General features: G+C 75.1%; 13 protein-coding genes. 8 read left to right on the top strand and 5 right to left on the bottom strand.

The window, feature by feature from the left end:
- Positions 1-249 precede the first annotated feature (249 nt).
- Genes ACFC2L_RS10390 through ACFC2L_RS10400 form a run of 3 tightly spaced genes read right to left on the bottom strand, consistent with a single transcriptional unit; the run spans position 250 to position 3,511 of the window.
- Complete coding sequence (locus tag ACFC2L_RS10390; protein WP_375824234.1) at positions 250-1,494, bottom strand: DUF4350 domain-containing protein; 1,245 nt, start codon at positions 1,492-1,494, stop codon at positions 250-252.
- Positions 1,491-2,165 carry a DUF4129 domain-containing protein gene (locus tag ACFC2L_RS10395; RefSeq protein ID WP_375824235.1) on the bottom strand — a complete coding sequence of 225 codons (675 nt, stop codon included), beginning with the start codon at positions 2,163-2,165 and terminating at the stop codon, positions 1,491-1,493. Before ACFC2L_RS10395 ends, ACFC2L_RS10390 begins: the two co-directional genes overlap by 4 nt.
- Complete coding sequence (locus tag ACFC2L_RS10400; protein WP_375824236.1) at positions 2,162-3,511, bottom strand: hypothetical protein; 1,350 nt, start codon at positions 3,509-3,511, stop codon at positions 2,162-2,164. The genes ACFC2L_RS10395 and ACFC2L_RS10400 overlap by 4 nt, the downstream gene beginning before the upstream one ends.
- A 241-nt stretch (positions 3,512-3,752) precedes the next feature.
- Here ACFC2L_RS10400 and mtrA point away from each other — a divergent pair, with 241 nt between their 5' ends.
- From mtrA to secA, 7 genes are all read left to right on the top strand, one after another.
- Positions 3,753-4,436: an MtrAB system response regulator MtrA gene (gene mtrA / locus ACFC2L_RS10405; RefSeq protein ID WP_047232133.1), complete on the top strand. Its 684-nt coding sequence runs from the start codon at positions 3,753-3,755 to the stop codon at positions 4,434-4,436.
- A complete protein-coding gene (gene mtrB, locus ACFC2L_RS10410; protein ID WP_375824237.1) occupies positions 4,433-6,274 on the top strand; it encodes an MtrAB system histidine kinase MtrB in 1,842 nt (613 codons plus the stop codon). Before mtrA ends, mtrB begins: the two co-directional genes overlap by 4 nt.
- Positions 6,271-8,031: an LpqB family beta-propeller domain-containing protein gene (locus ACFC2L_RS10415; RefSeq protein WP_375824238.1), complete on the top strand. Its 1,761-nt coding sequence runs from the start codon at positions 6,271-6,273 to the stop codon at positions 8,029-8,031. Before mtrB ends, ACFC2L_RS10415 begins: the two co-directional genes overlap by 4 nt.
- A gap of 107 nt (positions 8,032-8,138) precedes the next feature.
- Positions 8,139-8,993 carry a ComF family protein gene (locus ACFC2L_RS10420; RefSeq protein WP_375824239.1) on the top strand — a complete coding sequence of 285 codons (855 nt, stop codon included), beginning with the start codon at positions 8,139-8,141 and terminating at the stop codon, positions 8,991-8,993.
- Positions 8,994-9,181: 188 nt separating this feature from the next.
- Positions 9,182-9,835 (top strand): ribosome hibernation-promoting factor, HPF/YfiA family, encoded by a 654-nt coding sequence (hpf, locus tag ACFC2L_RS10425; RefSeq protein WP_047232136.1) that lies wholly within the window; start codon positions 9,182-9,184, stop codon positions 9,833-9,835.
- 134 nt (positions 9,836-9,969) lie between these two features.
- Positions 9,970-11,202 carry a winged helix-turn-helix domain-containing protein gene (locus tag ACFC2L_RS10430; RefSeq protein WP_375824240.1) on the top strand — a complete coding sequence of 411 codons (1,233 nt, stop codon included), beginning with the start codon at positions 9,970-9,972 and terminating at the stop codon, positions 11,200-11,202.
- A gap of 243 nt (positions 11,203-11,445) precedes the next feature.
- Positions 11,446-14,505 carry a preprotein translocase subunit SecA gene (gene secA, locus ACFC2L_RS10435; protein ID WP_375824241.1) on the top strand — a complete coding sequence of 1,020 codons (3,060 nt, stop codon included), beginning with the start codon at positions 11,446-11,448 and terminating at the stop codon, positions 14,503-14,505.
- A 100-nt stretch (positions 14,506-14,605) separates the two neighbouring features.
- Here the strand turns inward: secA and ACFC2L_RS10440 are convergent, their stop codons facing one another.
- Positions 14,606-15,202 (bottom strand): Rv3235 family protein, encoded by a 597-nt coding sequence (locus tag ACFC2L_RS10440; RefSeq protein ID WP_375824242.1) that lies wholly within the window; start codon positions 15,200-15,202, stop codon positions 14,606-14,608.
- A 28-nt stretch (positions 15,203-15,230) separates the two neighbouring features.
- Positions 15,231-16,271, bottom strand: coding sequence for a LysM peptidoglycan-binding domain-containing protein (locus ACFC2L_RS10445; RefSeq protein WP_375824243.1), 1,041 nt, complete (start codon positions 16,269-16,271; stop codon positions 15,231-15,233).
- A 169-nt stretch (positions 16,272-16,440) separates the two neighbouring features.
- Between ACFC2L_RS10445 and ACFC2L_RS10450 the strand changes: the two genes are divergently transcribed.
- Positions 16,441-16,980, top strand: a complete 540-nt coding sequence (locus ACFC2L_RS10450) for a hypothetical protein (RefSeq protein WP_375824244.1) — start codon at positions 16,441-16,443, stop codon at positions 16,978-16,980.
- The last annotated feature ends 34 nt before the right edge of the window (positions 16,981-17,014 follow it).

Here is a 17,014-nt window from a genome sequence, read left to right on the forward strand (position 1 = left end):
ACGGCGCGGGCGGGGCGTCGTGCGCGGGTGCCGGTGCGGGGACGCCTGGCTGACCGTGGCCGGCCGAGGGCGCGGCGGCGTAGCCCGGCGTCGGGGCGCCGGGACCGTGCGGTCCGGGCTCGTGCGCGGGCGCGCCGGCGGCCGCGCTCACGCGGTCGGCGACGCTCGGGTCCTGGGTGTACGGCTGCCCCTGGTGCGGTGGCGGCGCGTAGCGGTCGGGCTGCGGCACGGAGCCGTCGGGGTGGTGCGTCACGAGTGGTAGACCTCGCTCTCGATCCGGTCAAGGTGACGCGCGAGCTCGAGCAGCGCCGCGTCGTCGGCGGGTGGTGGTCCGTACAGCAGCTGGGCGACCTGCTCGCCCGGGCGGCCCGTCGCGCGGGCGACCGCGTCGACGAGGGCGGGCGCGTCGGCGGAGCGCGGGAGGCCGAGCCGGCTCGCGAGCCGGTCCGCGGCGCTCGCGCGCAGCCCGGCGGCGGCGTGCCCGCGCGCCCCGGCGCGCCGGTAGAGGCGGCCCCGGCCGCGCGTCGTCTCGGCCGCGCGCACGACGACCGGCAGGTCCTCCGTCACGAGCCGGCCGAGCCGGCGGCCGCGCCACAGCGCGACGACGAGCGCGACGACGAGCACCTGGAGCGCGACGACGCCGAACCACGGCGGGAGGGAGAGCGCCGGGGTCTGCTCGTCCTCGCCGCCGCCGAGCGACGTGTCGAACGGGTCGGGCACGAGCCACACGAGGCGGTCGTGCGCACCGAGCGTCCACAGGGCCAGGGCGGCGTTGCCGTCGTCGGTGACCGAGTCGTTGCGCAGCACGGCGGTCGTGTCGACGGCGCGCACGCTCCGCTCGTCGGTCTCGTGCACGAGGTAGGCGCCGATCGACGGGTCGTCGGCGGAGGGGAAGCACAGGACGGTCGTCCGGTCGAGCGCGAGGAAGCCGACGCCGTCGGAGCGCAGCGCTCCGGCCGCCTCCGCGGCCGGGTCGTCGCAGCGTGCCGACCGGGCGGACGACCCCGACCCCCAGTCGTAGGCGAGCTCCGCGCCGTCGTCGGTCGCGGACGAGAGCAGGAAGTCGGGCGGAGCCACCAGGACGAGGTCGGTCGGCGTGCGGACGAGCGCGTCGACCTGCTCGTCGAGCAGGAAGTCGCCCTGCGCGACGAGCAGGGTCCCCCCGTCGGCGGACGCCGCGACCGCGTCCGCGACCGTCGTCACGTACGTGATCTCGACGCCCTGGTCGCGCAGCACCTCGGCGACGGCGCGCGCGCCGTCGGGGCCGGGGTTGTCGGGTGCCAGGGGCGTGGCCGAGGTCGTGGGGCGCGCGATCGCGGACAGGCCGGCGAGCACGAGGAGCGCGACGACCACCGTGACGGGCCAGCGGGCGCGTCGCCACCGGCTCCGGGCCCGTGACCCGGCGGTCGTGCCGTCGCCGACGACGGGCACGTGCGCCGTCGTGACGGCCCGGGGGCCGTCCCCGGACGGAGGCGCGGACGTCGTGGTGCTCACGCGTCGTCACCGTCCGGGGTCGGGGCGGCCGTCGTCGCGAGCTCCGGCCGCAGGGCGGGGCGCGTCGCGAGGGTGCGCTCGTCGAGCGCCCGCAGGAACGCGTCCGCCTCGGGCCCGACGGCGGCCTTGCCGTAGGCGACGTCGTCGAACAGGTGCGCGCCGCGGGCGAGGCCGTCGGCGACGTCGGGCACGCGCTCGCCCGCGGCCTCGGCGGCCTCCCACGCGGTGCGCCCGGGACGGGCGTCGAGGACGGCCCGCTCCTCGAGCGAGCGGACGACGGCGCGGAAGCGCTCGAGCGTGGCGGTCGCCCAGTCGGCCCGGGACGCCGCGGCGTCGGCCGCCGCGCGCATCTCGGCGGCGGTCCGCGCGTCGTCGTCGTGCACCACGACGGACGACGTCGCGCGGCGCGACAGGCGCACCGGGCCCGCGACCCAGTAGGCGATGCCGGCCACGAGGAGCACGACCGCGACGACGAGCACGGCGGTGAGCGGGCCGCCCAGGTCGATCGTGGGTGCGCCGTCGAAGAGCCCCTGGAGCCATTCGAGGAACCGCTGCAGGAGCGACGGCTCCGTGCGGTACTCGGGCTTCGCGAGCTCCTCGACGAGCCACCGGCGCGCCTCGTCGGCGCCGGGCTGCACCGGCACGTCGGCCGCGAGCGACCGCAGCGTCATGCGGGCGGCTGCGCGTTCGCCGCGGCGGCGAGCTCGACGTCCAGGCCCTCGCGCCGCATGCGCACGTCGATGTAGAGCAGCGCCACGACGCTCCCGAGGAACAGCGCGGTCGCGATCGTGGAGACGGCGACACCGAGCGTGATGAGGGCGTTCCCGGCGAAGCCCTGACCGACGCCGATGAGCACGCCGCCGACGAGGCTGAACGGCGAGACGAGGATCTGCGCGACGAAGCCCATCGCGATGTAGGCGAGCAGGAGGATGCCGAAGAGCCGCCAGTAGCTGCCGCGAGACAGCAGCCAGGAGCGCTTCACCGTGGCCCAGAAGGGCTGGCCCTCGAGGGCGAGCGCGGGTGGGACGAGGACGGTCCGGATCCACAGCCACGCGCCGAGGACGGCCAGGCCGGGAAGGGCGACGACGAGGAGCGTGACCCCGAGCCACGTCGTGACGGCGAACCCGGCGACGACGAGCAGGACGGCGAGGACGACCAGGACCGCCCAGCCGAGGCTGAACAGGAGCGAGAACCCGATGAGGAACCACGCCCGGCGCCCGACCTGCGACCACACCTCCCCGACCGACACCTTGCGCCCGATGACCGACTGCCCGATCGACACCGTGAGCAGGCCGCTGACGATCGGGGTCGCGAGGCCGGTGGTGAGCGCCGTGCCGTAGAGGTTCGCGTACATGACCGCGAACTCGTTCTCCATGCCCCCGAGCCCCGAGTCGGAGGGCACGCTGAGGAGGAAGTCCGCGACGTACCCGGAGAATGCCCATCCGAGCAGGGCACCGAGGATCGTCGCCACGACGACCACGAGGGAGCTCATGCCGAGCATGACGCGCGGGTTGTGGCGGATGGCGCCGAACGCGCCGTCGAAGATCTCGCCGAGCGACAGCGGGCGCAGCGGGACGATCCCCGGCTTCGCGGCGGGCGGCACGTAGGGCGCGCCCGCGAACCCGGCGGGCGGGCCGTAGCCGGGTGCGCCGTACTGCTGCTGGCCGTACTGGCCCTGCCCGTAGCCCGGCTGGCCGTACCCGCCCGGGGGCTGCGGCGCGGACCGGCCGTACTGCGGCTGCCCCCACCCGCCGGGTGCGGCGGGCGCGGGCGGCTGGTCCGCCGTCGGGACCTGGCCCGGCCCGTACCCGGGGGCGTACTGGCCGTACTGGGGCTGGGGCTGGGGCTGCTGCGGGGCGGGGCTGCCCGGCGCACCGTAGCCGGGTGCGCCGTACGCGGGGGCTCCCCAGCCGGCGTCGTCGCCCGGGACGGGTCCGACGGGCGTGGTCGGACCGGGTGCCGCCGTCGGGTCCGGCGTGGCACCGTCCGGCGTGCCGGAGGTGTCGGGTGTGCTCATGTGCTCGTGGTCCCCCGGGTCGGCTCGGGCGTCGTTCCTGGCCGCCGTGCGAGGATCGGGCGACGGCGGCGAGGCCACCCTAGTACGCGGCCCTGCGCGACGGCGGTCGCGGCCCGCCGCGTCCTGCCGGCACGGCGGGGCTGCACGACGGGTCGGCACCGGGCGACGGCCGGGCGGGTTCACCCGCGCCGCGGGCGTCGGGCCGCTCCGAGCGGCGGCCCGTCGATGGCAAGATGTCCGCATGAAGGTTCGTGTGCTCGTGGTCGACGACGACACCGCTCTGGCCGAGATGATCGGGATCGTCCTGCGCTCCGAGGGCTTCGAACCCGTCTTCTGCGCCGACGGCGACCTCGCGCTCGAGACGTTCCGCAGCACCCAGCCGGACCTCGTGCTCCTCGACCTCATGCTCCCGGGCAAGGACGGCACCGAGGTGTGCCGCCTCATCCGCGCCGAGTCGGGCGTGCCCGTCATCATGCTCACGGCGAAGAGCGACACGGTCGACGTCGTGCTCGGGCTCGAGTCGGGCGCCGACGACTACATCTCCAAGCCGTTCAAGCCCAAGGAGCTCGTCGCCCGCATCCGGGCGCGCCTGCGCCGCACGGAGGAGCCCGCCCCCGAGCACCTGTCGATCGGCGACGTCGAGATCGACGTGACGGGCCACCGCGTCTCGCGCGGCGGCGAGCAGGTCGCGCTCACGCCGCTCGAGTTCGACCTGCTCGTCGCGCTCGCGCGCAAGCCGTGGCAGGTGTTCACGCGCGAGGTCCTCCTCGAGAAGGTGTGGGGCTACCGGCACGCCGCGGACACGCGCCTCGTCAACGTCCACGTGCAGCGCCTGCGCTCGAAGATCGAGCACGACCCTGAGAACCCGGAGATCGTGCTGACCGTCCGCGGCGTCGGGTACAAGGCGGGCGCGACCCGCACGTGAGCGCGACGGCCGGCACCACCGACGGGCGCTGGCGGGGGCTCTGGCGCCGGGTCCGGCGCCGCGTGCGCGCCACCGCCCGCCGCGTCGTGTGGCGCTGGCGCTCCTCGATGCAGCTGCGCGTCGTCACGTCCGCGCTCGTCGTGGGCGTCCTCACCGTCGGCGCGCTGGGGGCCTACCTCACCGACGCGATGCGCGACGGGCTCTACGAGCGGCGCGCGGACGAGGTCGACCTGGAGAGCGCGCAGTCGACGCAGCAGGCGCGCAACACGCTCGACGCGTCGCCCGCGGCCAACGCGACCGAGGCGCAGTCGCTGCTGTTCGACCTGTTCTCCATGCTGCAGAGCACGGGCTCGTCGCGCGACGTCTTCCTCTGGCAGGCCGGCGGGTCGAGCACCGTCGGGTTCCTCGACCTGTCGACGAACCCGCAGCTCACCGACCTCGTGACCCCGGAGATGCGGGCTGCGACGGTCGCCGCCGACGGCGAGCAGTACCTCCAGTCGGTCGCCATCCCGGTCGACCCGGCGGACCCGGACTCGCCGGTCGTGCCGGGCATCGTCGTCGGCTCGACGGTCGAGGTGCCCGTCGCCGGGACATGGGAGCTCTACTACCTCTACGACCTGAAGGCGGACCAGGAGACGCTGCGCTTCCTGCAGTCGGTGCTGCTCGTCGGCGCGCTCGTGCTGCTCGCCCTGCTCGTCGGCATCACCGCGCTCGTCACGCGCCAGGCCGTGCTGCCCGTGCGGCAGGCGGCGACCGTCGCGGAGCGCCTCGCCGACGGTCGCCTCGACGAGCGGCTCCCGGTCAAGGGGCACGACGAGATGGCGTCGCTCGCGCACTCGTTCAACGAGATGGCGCAGGGTCTGCAGGAGCAGATCGGGCGCATGGAGGAGCTGTCGATGCTCCAGCGCCGGTTCGTCTCCGACGTCTCCCACGAGCTGCGGACGCCGCTGACGACCATCCGTATGGCGTCCGAGGTGCTGTACTCCTCGCGCGAGGACTTCGACCCCGTCTCGAAGCGCTCGACCGAGCTGCTGCAGGCCCAGCTCGACCGGTTCGAGGACCTCCTCGCGGACCTGCTCGAGATCAGCCGGTTCGACGCCGGTGCCGCGGTCCTGGACGCCGAGCGGCGCGACCTGCGCGACGTCGTCAACGCCGCGGTCGACCACGCCGCCCCGCTCGCCGAGCGCAAGGGCGTGTGGCTGTCGGTCCACCTCGGGGACGAGCCCGTCACGGCCGACATCGACCCGCGACGCGTCGAGCGCATCGTCCGCAACCTCGTCGTCAACGCGATCGAGCACGCCGAGGAGCGGCCCGTCGAGATCACGGTCGAGGGCGACGGGCACGCCGTCGCGATCACGGTGCGCGACCACGGCGTCGGGATGACCCCGGACGAGGTCCAGCACGTCTTCGACCGCTTCTGGCGCGCGGACCCCGCGCGCGCCCGCACGACCGGCGGCACGGGCCTCGGCCTCGCGATCTCGCTCGAGGACGCGCACCTGCACGGCGGCTGGCTCGAGGCGTGGGGGCGTCCCGGCCGCGGCGCGAGCTTCCGCCTCACGCTCCCGCGACGTGCGGGCATCCGGCTCCAGTCCTCGCCGCTGCCGCTCGTCGCCGAGGCCGCGGCCGGTCGGGGGCTCCCCGCCGAGTGGAGCGCGACGACCGCCGTCGTCGAGGACGTCGAGGGGACGGCGGGTCCTGCCGACCTCCCGTCGGTCACGGGCGGCATCCCCGTCGTCCTGCCGCGCGAGCAGGCCGGGCACCCCGGCAGAGGGGCCGAGCCCGGACCCGGCGACGGCCCGGGGCACCTGGCCAGCGACGACGTGCAGGAGGCGCGATGACCACGACCGGGACCCTGCGCCGTCGGACCCCGCGCCGTCGGGCTCTGCGGCGGCGGGCCGGGCACGCGCTCGCCGCCGGGCTCGCGACGGCGCTCGTCGCCGCGCTCGGCGCGTGCGCCTCGATCCCGACCTCCGGACCCGTCACCGAGGGGCAGGCCACCCCCGAGGACCCGGGCCAGCCGTTCGTCAGCGCCGCGGCCCCGATCCGGGACGCGTCGCCGACCCAGATCGTCCAGGGGTTCCTCGCGGCGCAGGCCCAGGGCGCGCGGAGCTCGTTCGACGTCGCCTCGGAGTTCCTCACGTCCGACGTGCAGGAGGAGTGGTCGCCGCTCGCGCAGGTCGCGATCCTCGCGGGCGAGCCGGAGCTCGTCGTGGACGAGTCGACGCTCGAGGACGGGACCACGACGGTCCGCACGACCGCGGAGCTCAGCGGCACCGTCGACGAGCACGGTGTCTACACCGAGCAGGCCCCCGGGCAGACCATCGAGATCTCGTACGGGCTCGTGCGCGACGACGACGACCAGTGGCGCATCGACGCCGTCGACGACGGCCTGACGATCACCGAGGCGAGCTTCGCGCAGACGTACAAGCAGGTCAACCTCTACTTCCCGACGATCGACCGCGCCTACCTCGTGCCCGACGCGCGCTGGTTCCCCAGCCGCAACTGGCAGGCGCTCGCGGTGCGCGAGACGCTGCGCGGTCCCTCGGAGTGGCTCGCGGGCTCCGTGGCGACCGTCGCCCCCGAGGGCACCGCGCTGAGCATCGACTCGGTCCCGCCGGGGGAGGGCGCCGTCATCGTGCCGCTCAACGAGCCCGTGACGGAGGCGTCCCCCGCCGACCGCGCCCTCCTGCTGGCCCAGCTCCAGGCGTCCCTCGGCGGACGGGTCGAGATCACGACCGGGGTGGGCGGCTCCACCCTCTCCGCGGACGAGGTCCCGACCATCGGCGTCGCGACCACCCCCGACGACCCCGTGGTCCTGTCCGGGGACCAGATCATGAGCCTCGAGGGCCGCACGACCAAGGCCGTCGCGTCCGCCGCGCCGCTCACCGGGCTCCAGCCCACCGCCCTCGCGTTCCGCGGACGGTCCTCCGACGCGGCGTACGTGGTCCGCGACGGGGGCGGACGCATCGTCACGGCACCCACCGCGGAGTCCGGGCCGACGACGCTGCTCAGCGGGTCGAACCTCCTCGCGCCGACGATCGACCGCTTCCAGTACCTGTGGAGCGGGCCGCAGGTCCAGGCGGGCACGCTCCAGGTCGTCGACCTCCGCGAGGCGGGGTCCGACGCGGCGGTCTCCACCGTTGCGGCCCCCTGGCTCGAGGGCCGCACGATCATGTCGGTGCGCGTGGCGCCGGACGGCGCACGGGTCGCCGTCGTGAGCGACGCCGGGAGCGGGGCGCAGATCCAGGTCGCCGGCATCGTCCGCGACGAGGCAGGCCGCCCGACCCAGCTCTCGGAGCCGGTCCGCGTGGGGCAGCCCGTGCTCGCCGCCACCCAGGTCACGTGGGTGGACCGTGCCCTGCTCGGGGTGCTCGGCCGCACCGTCGGGACGTCCGACCCCGTGGTGCAGCGCGTCCCCGTCGGCGGTCCGACGATGGCCTCGTCACCGGTCGAGGACGCCGTGTCCCTCGCCTCGGCGACGGGCATCGCCACGACGCTGGTCGGGACCAGCGACAGCAGCCTCTACGCCGCGGGCACGTCGACGCTCTGGACGAAGGTCGCGACCGAGGTGCGCCTGCCCACGTACCCCGGCTGACCGGGGCCGCGGTCTCGCCGTCGTCGGGGCCCGACCACAGGCCGGCCGTCGTCCACAGGCCCGCCGCCGCGCCCGCGCGCAGGCGGCGCCGCGGGCATGCTGGTCCGGTGCTCCTCCGTGCTCTCGACGACGCCGCGCGCCTCGTGCTGCCGGTCGCGTGCCCCGGGTGCGACCGTCCCGACGTCCGGTGGTGCCCCGACTGCCTCGCGCCACTGCACGCCCCGCTGCGGCGGCGTGAGCAGGCGGCACCCCGCCTCGACCGGCTCGACGGCGTCGCGCCCCTCCCCGTCTGGGCCCCGGCGCACTACGCGGGGCCGGTGCGCGGCGTCGTCGTCGCCTGGAAGGACCGTGGCCGGGCCGACCTCGACCGCCCGCTGGGCACCGTCGCGCGACGGGCGGGCGTCGCGCTGGGCCGGCTCCTCGGTGGCCGCCCCGGCGCCCTGGCGGGGCCGGTCCTCGTCGTGCCCGCGCCGACGTCGGCCGCGGCGCGTCGGACGCGCGGGCGCGACCCCGTCACCGTGCTCGCGCGCGCCGTCGCCGCGGGACTCGTCACCTCGGGGACGCCGACGCGGACGGTGCCCCTGCTCGTCCAGCGGGGACCGGTCCGCGACCAGGTCGGGCTCGGTTCCCGGGCGCGTGGCGCCCGCCTCGGGGCCGTCCGCCTCGCGGCGGGACCCGTGACCGGACGGCGGGCGCGGGAGGCCGTCCGGGAGGGGCTCCCGTGCCTGCTCGTCGACGACGTCCTCACCACCGGGGCCACCCTCGCCGCGTGCGAGACCGCCCTCGCCCGCGCCGGGATGCCCGTGCTGGGAGCCGTCGTGCTGGCCGCGACGCCCGCGCCGTCGACGCGTCGGCAGGCGCCGGGGGAGACGGGTGGCACGCCGTCGGGAGGGTGGGGCCGAAGGTCCTCCGGTTCACCTCCCGTTGGTGCTGCCGACACCCCGGGACGCGGGTTAGTCTGAGGGCCAGTCGCCGCGGACGACGGAGGTGCTGGGCACGTCCGACGCCGCGCGAGCGTACCGAGCGCGCGGCCTCGCGCCGCAAGGAGGTGGTAGCCCACCGCACCTGGGAACGGGTGCTCCTACCGAATCCGAACGAGGCGCTCGGACGCACCGGCCGGGCGCCGCACAAGATCCTCGCGGAGGCTCACATGGAGATCGTCGTCGTCGGCAGGCACACGGAAGTGGCAGACCGCTTCCGCCGGCACGTGGAGGACAAGCTCGCCAAGGTCCAGCAGCTCGCGCCCACCGCGCAGCGCGTGGACGTCGAGGTCACCCACGAGAACAACCCGAGGCTCTCCGGGGTTCGCGAACGCGTCGAGCTGACCGTCCGCGCCAAGGGACCCGTCGTCCGCGCCGAGGCAGCGGCAGACGACCGGTTCGGCGCCCTCGACCTCGCGATGGACAAGCTCGCCGAGCGCCTGCGCCGTGCCCGCGACCGTCGCAAGGACCACCGCAACCACACGGTCGTGCCGCCCGTCGACGTGCGCCCCTACGACCCGGCCACGCACGCCGCACCCCCGCCGCCGGCGCCGACCGCGCCCAGCGAGCCCGGGGAGGCCGTCGAGACCACCCTCGGCGACTCGCCCGTCGTCATCCGGCAGAAGCTGCACTCCGCGGAACCCATGACCGTGGACGACGCGCTGTACGAGATGGAGATGGTCGGCCACGACTTCTTCCTCTTCGTCGACGTCGAGACCTCCCGTCCGTCCGTCGCCTACCGGCGCCGGGGCTGGACCTACGGGGTCGTCGCGCTCGACACGTCCTGCGACTGCGCCGACGCCGCGGTCGAGAAGACCGCCTGACCCTCACGGACGCGCCCGGACCCCTCAGGGTCCGGGCGCGTCGCGCTGTCCGCACCCGGCCGACCGCGGGGCGGCGTGTGGGTGGGGTCGGGCAGGATCGGGGGGTGGTCGCCACGCCGTCGAGGTCCGAGTCGATGTCCCTGTCCCAGGCGCGCCGTGTCGCGCTCGCCGCGCAGGGGCTGCACCGCGCGCGTCCGTACGACGGCACCGACGGGCGGGCGCCGACGATGCGGCAGGTCCAGGGCGTGATCGACCGCCTCGGGCTGCTGCAGATCGACTCGGTGAACGTGCTCGCGCGGGCGCACCTCATGCCGCTGTACGCGCGCCTCGGCCCGTACGACACGGCGCTGCTGGACCGCGCGGCAGGTCGTGCCCCGCGCCGGCTCGTGGAGACGTGGGCGCACGTGGCGTCGTACGTCCCGCCGAGCACGTGGCCGCTGCTGGAGTGGCGCCGCCGTCGGTACCGGACCGAGGCGTGGGGGACGATCAGCGCGGTGGAGATGAGCCACTCCGAGGCGGTGGCGGACGTGCGTCGCCTCGTCACGGAACGCGGCCCGATCACGGCGAGCGAGGTGCACGAGATCCTGGAGGCCGAGGGCCGCGCGCACCCGCGGGACCGGTCGCAGTGGGGTTGGAACTGGACGGTCGCCAAGCGCGCGCTCGAGTTCCTCTTCTTCACGGGCGAGATCACCTCGGCGCGTCGCAACGGTGCGTTCGAGCGCTGCTACGACCTCACGGAGCGCGTGCTCCCGCCGGAGGTCGTCGCGGCGCCGCCCGTCGGGGACGCCGACGCCGTGCGCGCCCTGCTCGAGATCGGCGCCCGGGCGCACGGGGTGGGGACGCTGCGCTGCTTCAAGGACTACTTCCGGCTCCGGGGGCCCGCGGTCCGCACGGCGTTCGACGAGCTCGTCGAGTCCGGGACGCTGCGGCGCGTGACGGTGCGCGGCTGGGACGAGCCGACCTACCTGCACGCCGACGCCGCGCTCCCGCGTCGGGCGACGGCGACGACGCTGCTCAACCCGTTCGACCCGCTCGTGTTCGAGCGCACGCGGCTCGAGCGGCTGTTCGACGTGCACTACCGGATCGAGATCTACGTGCCGGCTCCGAAGCGGGTGCACGGCTACTACGTCCTGCCGTTCCTCGAGGGCGAGGACCTCACGGCGCGGGTCGACCTCAAGGCCGACCGGCGGGCGGGTGTGCTGCGGGTCCTGTCGGCGCACCGTGAGCGGGCGGCGGGGGAGCAGACGGCGGCCCGTCTGGCCGCCGAGCTGCGGGTGCTCGGGGGGTGGCTGGGCGTGCCCGAGGTCGACGTCGCCGCGTCGGGCGACCTGGCCCCGGCCCTCGCGGCCGAGGTGGCGGCCGCCTGACCGTGACGCCCGCCGCGGACGGTGGGCGGTCCGCCGGAGCGGGCCCCGTCGTCGTAGGCTGGCGCGGGTCTCGCCGGCGAGGTTCGTCGTCGGCGAAACCCGGGCGGGTCCGACGTCGCTCCGACTCGCCTACGATGTTGTGTGACGTTGCCGACGTCCGCTGCCGTGCGCGCCCGCGCGGCAGAGCGTCGGCGCTGCTCCCGGACCACCCGGCCCGGGCACCGATCGATACGGGAGTCCTGCGTGCCTTCGATCCTCGACAAGGTCCTTCGCATCGGCGAGGGCCGGATCCTCAAGAAGCTGTCCGGCCTCGCCGACCAGGTCAACAAGCTCGAGCCGGGCTTCGAGGATCTCACCGACGAGGAGCTGCGGGAGGAGACCGACCGCTTCAAGGCGCGCCTCGAGGCCGGCGAGTCCCTCGACGACCTGCTCCCCGAGGCGTTCGCCGCGGTGCGCGAGGCGTCGCGCCGCACGCTCGGTCAGCGGCACTTCGACGTCCAGCTCATGGGCGGCGCGGCGCTGCACCTCGGCAACATCGCCGAGATGAAGACCGGTGAGGGCAAGACGCTCGTCGCGACGACGGCCGCGTACCTCAACGCGCTCGAGGGCAAGGGCGTGCACGTCGTCACGGTCAACGACTACCTCGCGAAGTACCAGAGCGAGCTCATGGGCCGCGTCTACCGCTTCCTCGGCCTGACGACCGGCGTCATCCTGTCCGGGCAGACGCCCGCGCAGCGTCGCCAGGAGTACGCCGCGGACATCACGTACGGCACGAACAACGAGTTCGGCTTCGACTACCTGCGCGACAACATGGCGTGGTCCACCGACGACCTCGTGCAGCGCGGCCACCACTTCGCGATCGTCGACGAGGTCGACTCGATCCTCATCGACGAGGCGCGCACGCCGCTCATCATCTCGGGTCCCGCGTCGGGCGACACGAACCGCTGGTTCGGCGAGTTCGCGAAGGTCGTGCGACGCCTGAACCCGGGGCCCGACTACGAGGTCGACGAGAAGAAGCGCACCGTCGGCGTGCTCGAGCCGGGCATCGAGAAGGTCGAGGACTACCTCGGTATCGACAACCTCTACGAGTCGCTGAACACGCCGCTCATCGGCTTCCTCAACAACGCCATCAAGGCGAAGGAGCTCTTCAAGCGGGACAAGGACTACGTCGTGCTGAACGGCGAGGTCATGATCGTCGACGAGCACACCGGGCGCATCCTGCCCGGCCGCCGGTACAACGAGGGCATGCACCAGGCCATCGAGGCCAAGGAGGGCGTGCAGATCAAGGCGGAGAACCAGACGCTCGCCACGATCACGCTGCAGAACTACTTCCGCCTGTACTCCAAGCTCTCGGGCATGACCGGTACCGCGGACACGGAGGCGGCCGAGTTCCAGGGCACGTACAAGCTCGGCGTCGTGCCGATCCCGACGAACCGGCCGATGCAGCGCGTCGACCAGCCCGACCTCGTGTACAAGAACGAGGAGGGCAAGTTCGACGCGGTCGTCGCGGACATCGTCGAGCGCCACGCGCAGGGCCAGCCGGTGCTCGTCGGCACGACGAGCGTCGAGAAGTCCGAGCTGCTGTCGTCCAAGCTCAAGAAGCAGGGCGTGCCGCACGAGGTCCTCAACGCGAAGCAGCACGAGCGCGAGGCCTCGATCGTCGCGCTCGCGGGCCGCAAGGGCGCCGTGACGGTCGCGACGAACATGGCCGGCCGTGGTACCGACATCATGCTCGGCGGCAACGCCGAGTTCATGGCGGTCGCGGACCTCGCGGCGCGCGGCCTCGACGCCGCGGAGAACCCGGAGGAGTACGAGGCCGCCTGGCCCGACGCGCTCGAGAAGGCGAAGGCCGCGGTCGCGGCGGAGCACGACGAGGTCCGGGAGCTCGGCGGTCTCTACGTGCTCGGCACCGAGCGCCACGAGTCGCGCCGCATCGACAACCAGCTCCGCGGTCGTTCCGGCCGTCAGGGCGACCCGGGCGAGTCGCGGTTCTACCTGTCGATGCAGGACGACCTCATGCGCCTGTTCAACTCGACCCTCGCCGAGTCGATGATGAACCGCGCCGGGTTCCCCGACGACGTGCCGCTCGAGTCGAAGATGGTCACACGCGGCATCGCGAGCGCGCAGGGCCAGGTCGAGTCCCGCAACTTCGAGATCCGCAAGAACGTCCTCAAGTACGACGACGTCCTGTCGCGCCAGCGTACGGTCATCTACGACGAGCGTCGTCGCGTGCTCGAGGGCGAGGACCTGCAGGAGCAGGTGCAGCACTTCCTCACCGACGTCGTCACCGCGTACGTCGAGGGCGCGACGGCCGAGGGCAACCCGGAGCAGTGGGACCTGGACGGTCTGTGGACCGCGATCAAGGCCGTCTTCCCGATCTCGATCGAGCCGGACGAGGTCGTCGAGCAGGCGGGCGGAGAGACCCGGCTGTCGCAGGACCTGCTGCTCGAGGAGATCCTCTCCGACGCCCGCATCGCCTACCAGAACCGCGAGGAGCAGCTCGGTGCGGCGAACATGCGCCAGCTCGAGCGCCGCGTGACGCTCTCGGTCCTCGACCGCAAGTGGCGCGAGCACCTCTACGAGATGGACTACCTCAAGGAGGGCATCGGGCTGCGCGCGATGGCGCAGCGCGACCCGCTGGTCGAGTACCAGCGCGAGGGCTTCCAGCTCTTCCAGGCGATGACCGAGGCCATCAAGGAGGAGACGGTCGGGTACCTCTTCAACCTCGAGGTCAAGGTCGCCGAGCCGGGCGCGGCACCGGGCCAGGCCGCGGCGATCTCGGTCGCGGACGCGGCGCAGGCGGCTCAGTCGGCGGCCGGCCAGGCGCTCGGCGGGGCGGCCGGTGCGGCCTCGGCCGGTGCTGCGGCAGGACTCGCGGCGGCGGCCCAGCAGGCCGCTGCTCCGACGCAGGACGCCCCCGTGGCGGACGCTCCCGTCGCGGACGCACCTGCGGCGGCCGACGCCCCGACCCAGGACGCCCCGGTCGAGGCCGAGCCCGTCCCGGTGACGACCCCGGCGGCGTTCGGCGGTCCGCGCGGCGACCGCCCGGGGACGCTCATCGCGAAGGGCCTCGACGGCCCCGACCGTCAGGTGCCGCTGTCGTACAGCGCGCCGAGCGAGGACGGCACCGGCCAGGCCGTCGTCTCGGGCGACGCGAGCCGGCGCTCGCGCCGGGCGCTGCACGGCGAGGCGAGCGCGGTCGAGAGCGACGGTCGCACGTTCCCCGGGACGCCGCGCAACGCGCAGTGCCCGTGCGGCTCGGGCAAGAAGTACAAGGTCTGCCACGGTCAGAACGAGGAGTGATCCTCGCCCCGTCCGGCCTGCGCCGTGACGGGACCGACGACGGCGGGGCGTGCCACCAGGGGTGGCGCGCCCCGCCGTCGTCGGCCCCGAGGGCGGTCGGTCACCCGATCTCGAGGGCGACGACGCGCCACGTGCCCCGGCGCGCCTCGAGCCGCGCCGCGGCGGCCCGCACGCGGTCACCGTCCTCGACCACGACGGTGCCCTCCGCGACGCCGTCGCCGATCCGCAGGACGCGGGCGCGGCGCACGGTGACGGGCCGGGTCGTCGTGGGGCGTGGACCGTCGGCGACCAGGCGCGACCGTCGGGCGAGCGTCTCGTAGATCTCGGGAGACACCCACCGGGCGAGCTGCCCCACGGTGCGCTCGCCGCGAACGACCTCGACGGCGGCGCGCACGACCGCGCAGCACAGGGCCGTCGGGTCGGGGAGCGGGAGCGGCGCCGTCGGCGGCGCGAGAGGACGTCCCCGCACGACGTGCTGCGGTGCCCGCGCGGTCGCGATGTCGCGCAGGTCCACGGTCGGGACGGGGCGCTCGCCGACGCACCGCAGCAGGCGAGCGGGCGGGTCGGCGGGCACGCTCGTGGAGCGGGCGGGTCGCGCGGGCCCTTCGGGCGAGGCGGGGGCGGCCCGGCGGTGCGACGGGGCGGCGACGTTGGTCGCGAGCTGGACGTCCGCGGTGGTCAGCAGGGGAGCGGTCACGGTCGGGCTCCTTCGTGGCAGGCGGTCGTCAGGCGCTCGGTGCGACGAGCACCTGGCCGGGGCGGACGAGGTCGGGGTCGTCCCCGACGACCTCGACGTTCGCGGCGTACCAGCGCTGCACCGCGTCGGCGACCTGTGTGTCGGACGCGCCGTCCGGCAGGTGGCGTGCGGCGATCGACCAGAGCGAGTCGCCGCGCACGACGACGACCTCGGGCGGCCCGTCCGGGGCGACGTCCCGCACGACCGTGAGCGCGGCGTCGCGCTGCTCGGTCGTGGCGCTCCGGCCCTCGGGCGCGCGTGCGGGTGCTGCGGGTGCCGAGGTCTCGGTCGTCGCGGTGCCGGGGGCGGTCGCGCCCGCCGGTTCCCCGGTAGAAGGCATGCTCGGCACGGCGCTCGGCGCGCTCGGTGAGTCCGGCAGGTCCAGCACGTCTGGGGTAGCCGACGAGGTCGTCGGCGCGTCCGGCACGACCGCGTCGGGGCGGGAGGGCTGCGCGGCCGGGGCGGAGACCGCCGGCCCGGGCCGTTCTGCGGTCGTCGGCGGCGCGGAGCGGGTGTGCGGCGCCGCGGGGGCCGACTCGTCCGTCGGGAGGGGAGCAGGCTGCGCGGGCCCGACAGGTTCGGTCGCCGGCGCCGAGGTCTGCCAGCCCAGGTCGACCGCCACGACGCCGGGGTCGGCGTCGGGGGTGGTGGCGGCCTGCGCCGTCCCTCCGGCGAGGACGAGGCCCGCGCCGACGGTCAGCCCCACGCCCGCCCGCACGGCCTGGCGGACGACGGCCGGTGCCACGCGGAGCACGAGCCGCTCGCCCGCTCCCCACGAGCGGCCCAGCGCGCGCACGACCACGCAGCCCAGGCCGAGCAGCGTGCTGACCCCCACCCAGGTGGCCGCCGCGGCCCCGAGCGCCACGGCGAGAAGCTCCACGTAGGGCTCGGGGCGGGTGCCGGGGAGGGTGCCCACGAGGTGCGTGGCGCGCAGCGCGAGCGCCGAGACGGCACCGCTCATGACGAGGAGGAGCGCGAGGAGGACGGTGACTCCTCCGGCTCGCGCGGGTACGGCGGTGCGACGGTCCATCGGTGTGCCCCCTGCGTGGCCGTCCGTCGAGGACGGCTCTTGACGTCGTTTGATGTCGTTTGATCGCGACGAGTCGATCTAAGCGCGACCCGGCCCGCCTGTCCAGAGGACTTCTCGTGATGTGGACACGGCGCGGGTCGTCGGTGCGGTGGACCGCTACGGTGTCCCGGTGCGATGGGACGCCCTCTTCGACGACCTCGCGGCACAGCTCGTCGCCGCGGAGACCCAGGACCGGGCCACGGCCGTCGCCGACCTCACCCGCGCGGAGCACGCGACGATCACGCTCGTCGAGCGGCTGCGTGGCACGCCCGGCACCGTCACGCTCGAGCTGCGCGACGGGTCCGCCGTCACCGGGGAGCTGCGCGAGGCGGCGGAGGAGTGGGTGCTCGTGGGCGAGGCCCGGCGCCAGCACCTCGTCCCGACCGTGGCGATCGCCGCCGTCCAGGGCCTCGGCCGCCACGCGCAGCCGGCACCCTCGACCCGGTCGGCACGGCTCGGCCTCGGCCACGCCCTGCGCGCGCTGATGCGCGACCGACGACCCGTCCAGGTGCGCACCGCGGCCGGGACGTACCCCGGCTGGGTCGCGCGCGTCGGCAAGGACCACGTCGACCTGGAGGTCGCCCCGGGCAGCGGGCACGGGTCGCGGGTCCTGCCCTGGTCCGCGCTCCTGTGCGTCAGCGAGTCGGAGGCGGGGTTCGTCCCGCGGTGAGCAGCCTGCAGGGGAGCGCGCGACGCGGACGCCG

Source organism: Cellulosimicrobium sp. NPDC055967 (genome assembly GCF_042269845.1).
Lineage (GTDB): Bacteria > Actinomycetota > Actinomycetes > Actinomycetales > Cellulomonadaceae > Cellulosimicrobium.

Excerpts from the sequence above, each read along its gene's own strand:
- ACFC2L_RS10395 (WP_375824235.1), bottom strand. The coding sequence starts at position 2,165 with ATGACGCTGCGGTCGCTCGCGGCCGACGTGCCGGTGCAGCCCGGCGCC.
- ACFC2L_RS10400 (WP_375824236.1), bottom strand. The coding sequence starts at position 3,511 with ATGAGCACACCCGACACCTCCGGCACGCCGGACGGTGCCACGCCGGAC.
- mtrA (WP_047232133.1), top strand. The coding sequence starts at position 3,753 with ATGAAGGTTCGTGTGCTCGTGGTCGACGACGACACCGCTCTGGCCGAG.
- ACFC2L_RS10415 (WP_375824238.1), top strand. The coding sequence starts at position 6,271 with ATGACCACGACCGGGACCCTGCGCCGTCGGACCCCGCGCCGTCGGGCT.
- hpf (WP_047232136.1), top strand. The coding sequence starts at position 9,182 with ATGGAGATCGTCGTCGTCGGCAGGCACACGGAAGTGGCAGACCGCTTC.
- ACFC2L_RS10430 (WP_375824240.1), top strand. The coding sequence starts at position 9,970 with ATGTCCCTGTCCCAGGCGCGCCGTGTCGCGCTCGCCGCGCAGGGGCTG.
- ACFC2L_RS10445 (WP_375824243.1), bottom strand. The coding sequence starts at position 16,271 with ATGGACCGTCGCACCGCCGTACCCGCGCGAGCCGGAGGAGTCACCGTC.